The sequence below is a fragment of the Rhizobium sp. 3T7 genome, from assembly GCF_020166565.1.
In the GTDB taxonomy this organism is placed as follows: domain Bacteria; phylum Pseudomonadota; class Alphaproteobacteria; order Rhizobiales; family Rhizobiaceae; genus Rhizobium.
Genome location: NZ_JAIQXS010000010.1, coordinates 125,513 through 138,822 on the forward strand (window position 1 = coordinate 125,513; position 13,310 = coordinate 138,822).

The 13,310-nt window shown below is 58.7% G+C and carries 9 protein-coding genes; 4 read left to right on the top strand and 5 right to left on the bottom strand.

All coding sequences use genetic code 11. The features are described from left to right. Window positions 1-208: 208 nt before the first annotated feature. A complete protein-coding gene (locus tag K9B32_RS16285) occupies window positions 209-1,051 on the bottom strand; it encodes a DUF932 domain-containing protein (RefSeq protein ID WP_224563876.1) in 843 nt (280 codons plus the stop codon). 380 nt (window positions 1,052-1,431) lie between these two features. Next, complete coding sequence (locus K9B32_RS16290) at window positions 1,432-1,749, bottom strand: DUF736 domain-containing protein (protein WP_224563879.1); 318 nt, start codon at window positions 1,747-1,749, stop codon at window positions 1,432-1,434. Here K9B32_RS16290 and K9B32_RS16295 point away from each other — a divergent pair. After that, window positions 1,739-2,101: a hypothetical protein gene (locus K9B32_RS16295; protein ID WP_224563881.1), complete on the top strand. Its 363-nt coding sequence runs from the start codon at window positions 1,739-1,741 to the stop codon at window positions 2,099-2,101. The genes K9B32_RS16290 and K9B32_RS16295 overlap by 11 nt on opposite strands. Window positions 2,102-2,537: 436 nt before the next feature. Here K9B32_RS16295 and K9B32_RS16300 read toward each other — a convergent pair whose 3' ends face one another. Both K9B32_RS16300 and K9B32_RS16305 read right to left on the bottom strand, forming a co-directional pair. After that, a complete protein-coding gene (locus K9B32_RS16300) occupies window positions 2,538-2,954 on the bottom strand; it encodes a hypothetical protein (RefSeq protein WP_224563884.1) in 417 nt (138 codons plus the stop codon). Window positions 2,955-3,164: 210 nt separating this feature from the next. Next, window positions 3,165-5,258 carry a ParB/RepB/Spo0J family partition protein gene (locus K9B32_RS16305; RefSeq protein WP_224564058.1) on the bottom strand — a complete coding sequence of 698 codons (2,094 nt, stop codon included), beginning with the start codon at window positions 5,256-5,258 and terminating at the stop codon, window positions 3,165-3,167. Window positions 5,259-5,910: 652 nt separating this feature from the next. Between K9B32_RS16305 and K9B32_RS16310 the strand changes: the two genes are divergently transcribed. The 3 genes from K9B32_RS16310 to K9B32_RS16320 all read left to right on the top strand — a co-directional run bounded on the left by K9B32_RS16310 (window position 5,911) and on the right by K9B32_RS16320 (window position 12,020). Next, the gene (locus K9B32_RS16310; RefSeq protein WP_224563886.1) at window positions 5,911-7,917 is read left to right on the top strand and encodes an ATP-binding protein; all 2,007 of its coding nucleotides are present in this window, start codon (window positions 5,911-5,913) and stop codon (window positions 7,915-7,917) included. 159 nt (window positions 7,918-8,076) lie between these two features. Next, window positions 8,077-10,212 (top strand): AAA family ATPase, encoded by a 2,136-nt coding sequence (locus K9B32_RS16315; RefSeq protein WP_224563888.1) that lies wholly within the window; start codon window positions 8,077-8,079, stop codon window positions 10,210-10,212. An 8-nt stretch (window positions 10,213-10,220) separates the two neighbouring features. Beyond that, window positions 10,221-12,020, top strand: coding sequence for a UvrD-helicase domain-containing protein (locus K9B32_RS16320; protein ID WP_224563891.1), 1,800 nt, complete (start codon window positions 10,221-10,223; stop codon window positions 12,018-12,020). A gap of 104 nt (window positions 12,021-12,124) precedes the next feature. Here the strand turns inward: K9B32_RS16320 and K9B32_RS16325 are convergent, their stop codons facing one another. Beyond that, window positions 12,125-13,147 (bottom strand): hypothetical protein, encoded by a 1,023-nt coding sequence (locus K9B32_RS16325; RefSeq protein WP_224563894.1) that lies wholly within the window; start codon window positions 13,145-13,147, stop codon window positions 12,125-12,127. Between the last annotated feature and the right edge of the window lie 163 nt (window positions 13,148-13,310).

The following is a 13,310-nucleotide window of genomic DNA, read 5'->3' on the forward strand; positions in this document are numbered from 1 at the left end:
TCGGCTAACGCGATCAATCTCTTGGTTATTTTCTTCTTAACAGTGCTTACGTGTTTCTGCGAGCCGGGCGTAGCCCGGCGAGCGCGGACATGTTCTCGGGTATGGCCGCGCCGCCGATCCGCAACGCCGGATCGGCGCGATTTTTTCCGCTCTTGTGATCGCCGGGAGAGGCAGGGCCGCCGGGGCGGCAGCCCTGTCGCGCTCGGGGTCAAAGACCCTTCAAGCGCTGCATACCCTCCGCCAGCGTCCAGAGCGCGCGATTGAGGCCGACATTCTGGTCGATGCCGTTAATGGCGCGGGTCTGGGTACGACGAATGCGGCCGTCTGACGTCTGGCGGCGTCCCCGCAATCCGCCCCGGATGAGATTTTCCTGAATGACGTTGAACGTGCTCCAGACGCTTTGCCCCGCATCCTCGTGCCGGCGGGGCATGATGATCTGGTCCGGCTGAACCGGGCTTTCCTCTTCACCATAGCGGGCGACAAGGCTGGCCTCGGCCAAAACCCGCTGCTCGTCTCGCGAAAGCCGCGTTTCCTTCATGGTCTCCGTCGCATCAATGAGGCGCGGGAAATCCTCCGCTACGGTGTAAACGCCCTCGATGATCTGATCCTGAATGCCGCCCTTGTGGGGAACGCGGATTTCCTCGAAGCGCTCGCCTGCAATCATGCTGTTGGTGCAGACGAAACGCAGCATCCCGGCGAACATCTGATACGCTGACGTGCCATCGTGACTATTCACGATGATAACTTCCGCCGCCTCCGGCTTGCCGATCCCGCCATCCCGGCGCAGACGCAGCATATGTTTGGCGTGGCCGTGGCGGCTCCCGTCGCGCGGCACGGACTGCACGGCGAAGAACGGAAACCATCCTTCCCGGCGCAACCCCTCCACGATGTCGATGGTGGGGACATAGACGTAACGCTCGGAACGGCTGTCATGTGCCTCGCGCGCGAATATGGACGGGACGTGCCGATACAGGGCTTCATTGTCGAGCGGTTCGCGTCCGCTGATCTGGTGGGCATTGCGGCCGAACCGAGTGGCGAGCTGGTGATACATGGTCTTTCCTTCCGTAGGTCTGGGTTGGAGCGCAGCGCTGCGCTGCAACCCTGGCCGTCGCCGAGACCGGGGTAGAAAGGTGCAAGGGCGGCCGGGCCGGAGGGGGATCGCCCGGCCTGCACGGAACGGAGGAACGACGTGGAGGAAGGTCGGGGACGCCGGCCGGGCCGAGCGTCAGCGGTCCCTTGCGCCGCGCGAGGGCAGCGCCCTTAGCCAAACTGCCGGCTGAAGCGTAGGCGCAAGCCGGAGAGAATATCCGATCGGGATGCCGAAAATCTGAAAACAGAAAATTCGTGAATCCCGATCTCCGTATTCCTTGACGGCGGCGGACATGAGCATAGAGAAGCCCCGCTCGCGGCGGGGCTTCTGGAAGGCTGGCCTCAGTCGCCGTTGCGGCGGGACCAGATGAGGTTGTGGCCGCTGCCGTCTTCGGCTTCGACCAGGCTGGCGTAGATCGGGGCCGGGAAGCTCGGATCGTCCAGCTTGACGGAGAGGTATTCGCGGCTGCTGTCGCGGGCGGTCTTCTTCCAGGCTGCGCCGAACTCAGTCGAGCCAGCGAATATGCGGAAGTCGGGGCCGCGCTCGCTGTCGCCTTCGGAGGGGACGAACTTGGCCTTGACGTTGAGGGTCAGGGTCTTGACCGCGCCGGTGAAGCCCGCGCCGTTTTCGTTCTTGGTGAAGGTGCCGATGGTCGCCATTGTCGTATTCCTTTTCTTGTCGGGCCGCACCATTGCGACCTCGATGGGGGTCGTGAGACCGGGGACGATCGACCCTGCACCCGAAGGTGCTGGAACAAAGTGGAAGGCGGCCGGCGACGGCTTTTTTGCTTCGCGATGCAAGCCGAAGGCGGCGGAAAAAAGTTGGCGACGGACGTTGCGGGAGACGAGCGAGGCGAAGCCGGTCCTCGGTCAGACCCATGCCAATCGAGATCGCGGATGGGACGCCCGTTTCAGGAAATCGAGGGAATACGACAATGGCGACCTTCCCTGCGCCCTCAACGCTCGAGACCGAAAACGGGCGGGGTTCGCTGGCCTACGCTCCACCGTCTGACCTTTATCCTCATGGCCCGATAATCGGCTCCGGTGAGCGTGACCGACGCTCAGCCTTGCTTTCGCTCCCCAGCGGCTTTGATCGAGCTCAGCGTCGTAGAGGGAGCCTGCCCGCGAGATGCAAAGCGAACACCTTGGCTGGCCATGCCGACCCGAGTTTTCGGCTCTGCTGCGTTCCCTGCCGTGTGATCGACCAGGCGAAGCCGCCTCATCTCGCTGGTTTCGATGCGATGGTGATTGGGGCCAGCCTTTCGGGGGCTCGCCGATACGGCGCGCTCGCGAAATGACCGCCGCCGCGCCCTTGCGTTATGGGATTGAAGCCGAATGGCGGAAAGGTGCCATGGCGCGGTTCCGGCGTAGCCGAAAGCCCGGCCCGAAGGGCAACGCCCTATCCCCTTGGTCAAGATTCCCCGATCAAGATTGGCTCTGCTTCCCGGCTATCGGGCCGGTTGCCCCGTGCCGCCTGCCAATCGCAACAGAGCCGAGACCCCGACCAGCGCACCGCCAATGATGCAGAAGATTTGCCGCCAGATTTCGGACGGCACCGATTCCTTGATGACGCCGTGAACAAGCGCATATCCGGCAACAGCGGCGGGCGCGGCGAAGACCAGCGCAACGATCAAACGCAGAATCAGCGGGCGCAGCGTGTAGAACGGCAGCGCCAGAATGCCGAAAGCTGCAGCACCTGCGAGCAGCCAGACAAGGCCCGCGCCGATGAGGCCGGAGCCGGTCTGATAGGCGAGCTGCGCGGCGGCAATACCAAGCATGAACGGGAGCGCATAGACAGCGAGCGTATAGGCCAGGACACAAAGCATCGCGATCAGAGCAACGCTCATGAACATGACGGCGACCATGGTTCTTCTCCTTCACATCTGGCGCGGCTTGCCGCTCAATCGCTCCCTGCTTCGAGGATGATGCAATATTGGTGATCCGTGACTGTCTGTCGATACTGAACGGGATAAGTTGTTGCTGTCGTCGCCGTGATCCGGCCGCGCGGGAGAACCGCGCGGCCGCGATTTTTACAGCAAGAAGCCGGCACCGCTCCTGCGGTCCCGGCTCCCCGATCATTCCGCCGCAACGGCGAAATGGTCGTCGTTCTGCACTTCCGGCGCGATCTCGGCGCTGCCGCTGGCGAAAGCGTCATGCTGTTCGTCTGCGAACCATGCGGGTCGCTCGGTGTGCAGCATGGGCGGAAGCCAGCCGGTCCCGGCCAGAAGCTGCTCGGCGGCTTCGGCCATCTCCACCTTCTTCTTGTCCGCGATCCGCTCCGCCGCTTCGTCGCCAAGAGCCTCGCGCACGGCGGCAAGGATATGGGCCTTGGTGACGCGCCCGAGATAGGTCCGCACGGTGGGCGTCCAGTGTGCCGTCATGTCGAGCGTCACCGCCGTCGCCAGCTTCTCGGCCGTTTCATGAGTGCGGCGCTTATTGCTTTCCCACGGCAGCTTCACCGCATTGACGGTGAGCGAGGCGCAATGCGCGAGCAAGGCCATCAGGCTCGCATGGTCCAGACCGGCGACGAAGCCCCAGAGGTCAGCAACATCGCGCGGCATGTCCGCCGCCCATCCGGCATGGCGCTCATTCAGCATCTTCGCCGCTGCCGTGTCCTCGATGCCGTCCGCGTGGGCCGCAAGATAGTTGCTGGTCGGGCGGATTTCGAGGCAATGGGCCTCGCTGCCGCCGCGATAGAAGGTCTGCGCCGCCAGCGTGTGGATGACGGCGACAAGCGCCATATCCGGCTGCTCGCCAAGGGCAAGACGCAGCCCAAGGGTGCGATGTGCGGTCAGGTCGCGGATAAGCGAATCCGACAGCGGCTTTCCGTCTTCCCCGGCATCTTCTTCCGGCTCCGGCACGCTCGCGGAACCGTCATCGCCTTCGCCGTCCTGTTCGTCGCCGTCGATGATCTCGCCATCGTCATTGACGCGCACCCCGTCGATGACGGTTTCGCCATCCTCGGCAGCTTCCAGCTTCGGGGCCTCGTCCTCGGCCCGGATGAAACCACGTTCGATACGGGCTTCGCCGTTATGGGCCACCACCACGAACACGCCGCCGCGCGCGATCTCTTCGGGGTCGTAGGCATGGCGCAGCGCGTCGATGCGCTCGATCTCGGCTTCAAGCTCCGCGAACCGCGCATCCACTTCGGGCGGGAGGTCAATATCGGCGTTCTCCCATTCCGCTGTCAGGCGCTCAAGCTCGTCCTGCGCGGCGGCGTATGCAGCGGCGTCCGCTTCCGAAAGCTCCACCGAATGCGGATAGACGCGGCGCATCCCATGGGCATGGGGAAAATCGAGATAGGCGGCAGTCCACTTCCAGCCCTCGGCCTCCTGCACCTCGGCGGCGATCCGTTCCAGCTTCTCGACGGCAAGCCGGCCCAGCAGCGCCGGGTCTTCGAAGAAGCCGCCGCGATCCTCGGTAAACAGATCGCGAAGGATGTTGCCGCCTGCCTCGGTATAGGCTTGCGCACCGACGAAGACCGCGCAGCGATCCGTCGCCACTACATTCATCTTGGTCAAGTCGCGCCGGATGATCGACGGATCGCGGTTATAGGACAGGTTCTCATAGACGTATTCCTGCCGCGTGTGATCGTCGGTGATGGCGAAGGCCATCAACTGATCCAAGGTCAAACCGCCATCGCGATAGACCTGCAGCAGCTTGGGGCTGACAGCGCCGAGACGCATCCGCTGCTTCACGACATGCGCGGTCACGCCGAAGCGGGCGGCAATTTCTTCTGCGCCCCATCCGCGATTTTCCGAAAGCTCGCGGAAGCGCTCGAACTGGTCGGCAGGATGCAGGTCTTCGCGGGTCACGTTCTCGTCAAGGCTGATTTCCGCCGCGTCGTTCGCCGTGTCGATGACGCAGCGGATGGGCTCGGTCTTCTTGATCTCCTTGCGCTTCACACGCAGCATCTGCGCGAGCCTGCGGCCTTCACCGATGCTGACGAGATAGAAGCCGGTCGGTTCGCCGCCCGCATCAAGCTCCGGCTCCACCACCAGATTTTGCAGGATGCCCTTGGCGGCGATGCTCGCCGCCTTCGCCTCGATAGACGCCTCGCTGTGCGGGGTCTTGCGAGCATTCTTCGGGTGCTTCCTGAGCTTGTTGAGCGGGATGAAAACCGTCGCGCCGTTTTCGACGGTCGGCGCGGTGTTAGCATTCGTGGTCATGGTCTTTCTCCTAATGGGCTTGGGTTGGAGCGCAGCGCTGCGCTGCAACCTTGCCCGTCGGCGAGACCGGGGGGTGCAAGGTGCAAGGGCGCCCGGGGCGGAGGGGGATCACCCGGCCTGCACAAGCGGATCGAAGCCATGGGCGAGAGTGAGAAACACGCATCCGCGCGGAAGGCTGGGGAGACCGTCCCGGTCGAGCGCCAGCGATCCCTTGCGCCGCGCCAGGGGGCAGCGCCCCCAAGCAACTCGCCCGGCGTGAGCGCCAGCGGGAGCCGGGCACGAGGACCGGATCACGAAGTGCAAAGCAGCCGAACTTGAAAATCGTGCACCCTGGTCGCCGTTGTTTCTGGAACGTCCTCTCTAGGCAGATGTGTATCCATTGGGTACACTTCCGGCATGACCAAAAAAGATGTCGGGTTGCGCATCAGGTTGGACCGGGATCTGCGGGACGAATTCGTCGCGGCGTGCCAGGCCCATGATCGTCCCGCGGCACAAGTGCTTCGGGAGTTCATGCGCGAGTACGTCCGCGAAAGCGTTGCGTCCTCCGCCATCAGAGCTCCCCAACGAGAATCGAGAGGAAACGAAGAATGACATCGGCGAGCCCGTGCAGAGACAAGGCTGATGACGGCCCGACCGATGTGAGGGAGTTGGCATGAGCAATGTCAACGTCAGGCGGCTGGTCGAGAACATCCGATCCGGGACCAACGTCTATACGCCGCTGGTGGAGCTAGTGGTAAACGCCATTCAGGCCATCGACCAAAAGGGCGTCAAGAATGGCCTGATCCAGATCGAAATCCTGCGAAGCGGACAGGCGGACATCATTGACCGCCTTGAGGATATTGATGGATTCATCGTTAAGGACAACGGGGTCGGCTTCACGAAAAGCAACCGCGATTCGTTCGATACCCTCTATACCGAACAGAAAATCTCCGATGGCGGTAAAGGGTTCGGCCGGTTCACCTGCCTCAAGTATTTCAACCATGTGAAGGTCGCGAGCACCTTCGCCGTCGGCGATGCGTTCCACGATCGATCCTTCAGGATGGGCCTAGACAAAGACATCATCGTTGACGAGAAAACGTCCGCTTCGGAAAAGCGGGAGACGGGTACGGCAGTCGAGATTTCCGGCATCAAGTCGGTCAAGTTCCCGGACAAGCGCCTCGATACCGTCAGCCGCGTTATCGTCGAACGGCTGCTACCATATTTCGTAGACAAGGATCGGGCGTGTCCGCGTATTGTGATCCGGGAAGCGAAGGAGCCTTCCGGTGGCGTCTCTCTCAACGATTATCTGGGCAAGGAGAACAGCCAGATTGTCGAGATGCGGGTTGAACAGGGAAAGTTCACACTCACAGCCAACGAAGAGGCCAAGGACTTTCAGGTCCGCATCTTCAAATTCTATGCGCCGAGGTCGGCCAAGAGCAAAGTCAGTCTCGTCGCGCATCGGCGCGAAGTGACCGACAACCCGCTTCAGGCCTATATACCTGAATTCGCCGAGGAGTTTTATGAGGCCGGCCCCGACCAGGATCTGTCCAAGGGGCGCAATTTCGTCGTCAAATCTTATGTTTTCGGCGACTACCTTAATGACAACGTGTCGCTCGAAAGAGGCGAATTCCGCTTCCAGACCGACAACGACCTGCTGAGCGGCATCTCCCAAAGCGAGATCGAGCAGAAGGCCGCCGAAATCGCGCAGTCGACGGTGGGCTCGGAAATTACCGAGCGAAAGAGGCGCAAGCAGGCGCGCATCGCCGACTATGTGTCGGCCGATGCGCCTTGGCACCGAACGCTCGCAAATGAGGTAGATTTCGACGCCTTGCCCATGCGGCCGTCCAACCAGGATATCGAGCTTCATCTTCAAAAGAAGAAGTACGAAAAGGAAATTCAGACACGATCACAGGTAGCCGCGCTGCTGAAATCAGAAAACCCTGATGAGTTGGGTGAGAAAATCACTCAGCTTATGGACAGCATTTCCGACACCAGCAAGAATGATCTCATCCACTACGTTTCCATGCGAAAGTGTGTTCTCGACCTATTTTCGAAATCTCTAGAAATCGATTCCGACGGAAAGCATAAATCGGAAGGCGATGTGCATGATATCATCATGCGACGTAAGAAAGATTCAGAAGGCCTTGATTACGAATCGCACAACCTCTGGATACTGGACGAGCGGCTGAATTTTTCCTCCTACGTCTCATCCGATAAGCCGCTGAACAAGCCAAACGGAGACCGGACGGATATTACGATCTTCAACCGGCGTGTTGCCTTTCGCGGTGAGAACGAGGCGAGCAATCCCATCACCATCTTCGAGTTCAAGAAGCCACAACGAGACAATTTCACCGATCCTTCATCGAAGGAAGACCCGGTTCAGCAGATCGTCCGCTACGTCAATCAGATCAGAGAAGGCAAGTTCAAAACGCCCACTGGCCGCGACATTATCGTCAACGGCACGACGCCATTCTACGGGTACGTGGTTTGCGATTTGACTGCGAAAGTAAGAAAGTGGCTTGAATTCGAGAAGGAATTCACACCCATGCCGGATGGGCTTGGGTGGTTCCGATGGTTTGGCAACAACAGTCTCTACATGGAAATTTTGAGTTGGACCAAACTGCTTCGGGACGCCGAAATGCGCAACAAGATATTTTTCAATAAACTTGGAATAGATTGACATCCGTGGCTAGGGGGATGCCGCCGAATAAGCAGACTTGGATACGCTATATTTAGGGCGCGTAGGCTGGCCACGCCCTCGCCATAGATATTTAGACAGGTGGAAACTCCATGCATCCACCAATGAAAAAAGCCGATAGCTATTGGGGGGCTGGCCAGAATGCACATATCGCGTGTTCAGTTGGTGAACTATCGCAACTTCGCCAACGCGACCTTTCAGTTCAATGCCGGCATCAACACCGTCATCGGGGAAAATGGTTCGGGGAAGACGAACTTCTTCCGCGCCATTCGTTTGATGCTCGACGACGACATGCTGCGATGGGCACATAAGCTTGACGATGGCGATTTTCATCGTGGACTTGGAAACTGGCGCGGTCACTGGATTATCATCAGCCTCGAATTTGCGGAGGTCTCCCAGGATGAAGCGATTCAGGCCCTTTTTCTGCATGGCACCGGTGTGGTCGAGGATGAACGGATTGGCACTGCTACCTACAATCTGATATTCCGACCCAATGCCGCGATACGCGCCAAACTTAGTGAACTGGTCGCCGGCGATCAGGCAGGTCTCGACGCTCTCCTGAAAACCATCACGATTGACGACTACGAGTCCCTCTTTACCGGCAAGAGCACCGCCGATTTTTCTGATCCGGCGGTTTACCGATCCTTGGTCGGCAATTTCGAGACCGTCGAATTTCCCCAAGAGCTAAGTCCGCCTGAAATTGGTGGGCGTATGCCGGCAGTTCTCTCGGTCAGCAAAGAGGTTTGCTTCACGTTCGTTCAAGCGTTGCGTGATGTTGTGAGTGAATTTCAGGGCCAGCGAACCAATCCGCTCCTCACCTTGCTGCGAGGCAAGAGTGGCGAGTTGGATTCCGATAAGTTGGACCCGATCACGCAACGAGTAAATGACCTGAACGATGCCATCGAGGAGCTGTCAGACGTTACCGAAATCCGGACACATATTCGGCAGACCATTCGCGACGCGGCCGGCGAGGCATATTCCCCGGCCAGGCTGTCGATCCGCTCAGGCGTGCCGACCGAAGCCGACAAGCTATTTCAATCGCTCAAGCTCTTTGTGGGCGAAACCGACGAGGAATATGAAGGCGCCATTCATGAGCTAAGCCTCGGCGGCGCGAACCTTATTTTCCTGACGCTCAAGCTGCTGGAGTTCAAATATCAGCAATCCAAGCGGGCCTGCGCCAACTTTCTTCTCATCGAGGAACCCGAAGCGCACATCCATACGCACATTCAGAAGACGCTGTTTGACAAGCTGACCTACCCCGACACGCAGGTCATTTACTCGACCCACTCGACGCAGATTTCGGAAGTCAGCAATGTGGAGAACGTCAACATTCTGGGCCGTCAAGGTGTCCGCTGCGAAGCGTATCAACCTGCCGCCGGCCTAACGCCATCCGTCATTCGCAGCATTCAGCGTTATCTCGACGCTGTCCGCAGCAATCTCCTGTTTGCGAAGAGCGTCATTCTTGTAGAAGGTGATGCCGAGGAGATCTTGGTTCCAGCGCTCATTAAGGAGGTCTATGGGGTCAGCCTCGACGAGCTTGGCATCAGCCTCGTTAATATACGCAGTACCGGGTTCGAGAACGTCGCGGTACTGTTCCATGACCAGCGCGTTCGGAAACGCTGTGCAATCATCACCGATCTAGACACCGCATATTTCGATATCACTCCCGATCCGCTCGATAGCGACAGCGAAACTAAGGCCAAGGAGAAGGCTGCCGGGTCACAAAGTGCCGGACGGGCAAGACGTGCTCGCCTGACCGCCTTGATAGACGGTAACAACTGGCTGTCGCTCCACCTTGCCCCCCACACGTTCGAGGTGGATTTTATCGCCGCCGGCAACGCTGAGATCGCAGTGGCGGCGCTGCCTTCGCTTTATGTCGATCCGCCAACTATCGCCACGGCGACTACGGAGCTGCGCTCAACCGATCCTGCGTCCTATGGAACGCGCATCATCACGATGGCTACGGGTGCCGGAAAAGGCTGGTTCGCCATTCAGCTCGCCAAGCTAGTCACCCATAATGCCCGAATCCCGAGCTATATTACGGATGCTGTGTTCGCGGCACACGGCCGAATCTCGCACGCGGTAGCGGCCAATATGGTCGAATACCGTATGGGCAAGAGTGCTCTGCCTGATCTCCTCGGCGAAGATTATTTCGATGAGCTGCGGGAGGTAGTGCGTCAGTTTCGCACTGGTCAGGCTGACGTGCAGGCATTGATCGATGGTGTCGCTGCCACGTTGCCGGGTGACGCGATCCTTGACGTGCTGGGTTATGTCTAGTGGTCTTCGTGTGGGGCAAAGATGACCTGAATGAAGAGCAGGTTGATGCCATCGAGCATCTAGGCAGCGTTTTCCTGAGCGCGTGCCCCGGCAGCGGCAAAACACGGGCGCTCACCTACAAGATTGCCCTCGAACTATCCCGGTTGGAGTCCGAGAAGGAATGGGTCGTCGCGATCACCTACACCCATCGAGCAGCGGAAGAAATCGAAGAGCGCATTGAGCGGCTGGGCGTCGACACCAGCCGACTTTGGATCGGGACCATCCATTCCTTCTGCCTCGATTGGATTCTACGGCCCTACGGCATCCTTCACGAGCAGTTGAGGCACGGATTCCGCGTCGTAGATCAACACGAGAGCGAGCGCCGCTTGGACGAACTTGGGTCGCAGATGATCCCGAGGATCGGGTCACAAATCTGTGGCTACTACTTCACTACCACCGACGTGGTGCTGGCAGCTCCACCTAATCGACGGGCTTCCGTGCGCTCCATGCTGGAGACATTTTGGGCGCAACTACGCGAAGAGCGCCGCGTCGATTTCGAGATGATCCTTCGCTACGCATGGGAATTGGTGAGGGACAATCCCCCAATCTCTACCCTCCTCAGCGGCATATTCAAATTCATCCTCATGGATGAAGTTCAGGACACTAAGGAAATCCAGTACGCTGTCGTCGCATCAATTCTGAAGGCCGGTTCTGGCCGGACGCAGGCCTTCCTGGTCGGTGATCCGAACCAATCCATTTTCACCTCGCTAGGTGGTTATGCGATGCCGCGAAACGATTTCGAGCAGCTATCCGGGCTCGCGATGGAGCCGAAAAGCCTTTCCATCAATTACCGGTCCTCCGAGCGTATCGTTCAGTATTACGCCAATTACCATGTTATCCCTGCCGTGGTGACTGCGGAGGGTGAGTTCAAGGACTATCCGAGCAAGATCAGCTTCGATCAGGAGGTCGCGCACCAGGGTTTTGAGAACGAAATCGTCCGTCTTATCCGGTATAATATCGAGCACCTGCAAATTCCGCCGAACGAGATATGCATCGTCGGCCCTTGGTGGATCTCGCTCGCGGCATTGACCCGACGCCTCATGGGAGCAATGCCGGATCAATCGTTCGACGGGCCAGGGATGGCGCCGTTTGCCCGCGATCAGGACAATTTCTGGTACAAGGTGGCACGCTTGGCGCTTACAGAGCCATCGCCACGATTGTTCGTCCGGCGCCTGAGATGGGCGGGCGAAGTGCTTGCCGACCTGCACCATGCCGGGGTGGTACTACCGGACATCTCCCGGCGCGACGTGCTTCGGATTTGCAACTCCATCGAGATCGAATCTCAGGATGGGCTGGAATTCCTGCGCCTATTTTTCGATGAATTCAGCACGGCGATGGGTCTTGATCCAGCAGAGTACGTCCTTCTTGCCGAACACCACGAAGCCTTCTTCGCTCGGTCCAAGCGACAGATCGAGCGGCTGCAAGCAAACGGCGTTCAAGGAGTTAACGACATTGGCATGTTCCGTCGCACGTTTGCCAGTCGGAGCGGCATCACGATCTCTACGATCCATGGTGTCAAGGGATTGGAATTCGACACCGTCATAGCCTTCGCGCTCTTGGAGGGAATGGTTCCCCATTTTGCCGACGAGAACAAGGAAGAGAGCGCGAAAAAACTTCTTTACGTAATCTGTTCGCGCTCACGAAAGAATTTACACCTGATCTCGGAGGTAGGGCGCCTTGATGGTCGCGGCGATCCGTATGTCTGCACTACAGTGCTTGCGGATTGTCAGTTTTCATACAACAATATTCCCGTTAGTGAGCAGCAATAGCTCTCACCGAATATGTTTATTGAGTATGAGGGCCGGCGACTTTACGCTAGCTTGTTGGACGACGGCATTGAAGCGAACGGCGCCGGATTGCCCCTTAGGAAACCTTACGCCTGGGGCAAATCATACTTGCCGCCAAGAGCAGGCGCGGCCGGAAAGTCCACTCCTGAGAGGTAGAGCTGAACTGCATCGCCTTCGACGAAAATGCAGTCGCCATCGTTGGTGATGAAACCGGTCAAAGGGTTACGGCTTCCCCGAAAGCGGCCATGAGCGGTGTTGAAGGTCACGGCTTCGCAGATAGAGTAGCCGTACCGGACGTAATCCGAGCCATACAGGCCGTCGGCACCCTTTGGGTAATTCTTGAATAACTGGACGTTGTATTCAGGCTTGAGCAGGCTGACGAAGGCTTTCTCGGCATCGGCAACGATGGGCTTTTGTTCATAGGCGCCCGAAAAATCATCGTTCTCGAAATCATGGGTGGGCTCGAACGTCGTCATAATTACAGGCTGAACGTGGAAAAGGAACAGGAAGATTTCATCACTGACGCGGGCGCCGGGATATCGCTGTGGCTCGTTGCTGAGGATTTCCATACGGGCCTTGTGACCACGGCTGATGAGCCGGTCGAAGCTGTCGCCGACCTTGGCGATCCCAACGTAAAGCAGGTCATAGGTGGCCGCATCACGATATCGGTCGAGGCCATGGATGCCGCTGCGCCCGCGTGAGCGGTCCCAGATGAGCTTCTCAGTGGTGAACCACTCAAGGACATTCGATCCCTTCCCATTCACGGGACCGTCCCAGATGCGAATGCCCTTGTCGCCGGCTTCGATCCAGAAGCTGTCCGCCCCGGAGTCTGCAATCTCTGGAAGTTCGCGAATGTGTATAGCAACCGGATCGCGGAAATCGTCGGCAATCGCGAAATTGAACGTGACGATATCCGTTTCAGAGTCAAATGCGAGATCGAGATACTTGGCCTCGGCGCGGCCACCGATCATGTAGAAGTCGCTGCGCCGGAGCAACGCCTCGACTTCAGGATCGCTCTGGAACCAGACAGCCTCCTGATTGGAGATAGGCGGATAGACGGTTTCCAGAAAAGTGACTTTCGATTTCGTGCTTGTGCTTCCAATAGGCATCGATCACCTGAGTAATGAAAAGCGTCCGTTTGTCGCCGGAAGGCCAGCGTTCAACAGGAAGTGGTTTATCTCAGCGAACATTACATGCAATTCAGGCCTAAACAACAACCGTCCCATTTGCACGCCACAGTATCCGAATTGCCGCACACAGTGGCTGAAGCTC

Bases quoted from the DNA above. Each gene is read 5' to 3' on its own strand.
- K9B32_RS16285 (WP_224563876.1), bottom strand. From the start codon at position 1,051: ATGTATCACCAGCTCGCCACTCGGTTCGGCCGCAATGCCCACCAGATC.
- K9B32_RS16295 (WP_224563881.1), top strand. From the start codon at position 1,739: ATGGTCGCCATTGTCGTATTCCTTTTCTTGTCGGGCCGCACCATTGCG.
- K9B32_RS16290 (WP_224563879.1), bottom strand. From the start codon at position 1,749: ATGGCGACCATCGGCACCTTCACCAAGAACGAAAACGGCGCGGGCTTC.
- K9B32_RS16300 (WP_224563884.1), bottom strand. From the start codon at position 2,954: ATGGTCGCCGTCATGTTCATGAGCGTTGCTCTGATCGCGATGCTTTGT.
- K9B32_RS16305 (WP_224564058.1), bottom strand. From the start codon at position 5,258: ATGACCACGAATGCTAACACCGCGCCGACCGTCGAAAACGGCGCGACG.
- K9B32_RS16310 (WP_224563886.1), top strand. From the start codon at position 5,911: ATGAGCAATGTCAACGTCAGGCGGCTGGTCGAGAACATCCGATCCGGG.
- K9B32_RS16315 (WP_224563888.1), top strand. From the start codon at position 8,077: ATGCACATATCGCGTGTTCAGTTGGTGAACTATCGCAACTTCGCCAAC.
- K9B32_RS16325 (WP_224563894.1), bottom strand. From the start codon at position 13,147: ATGCCTATTGGAAGCACAAGCACGAAATCGAAAGTCACTTTTCTGGAA.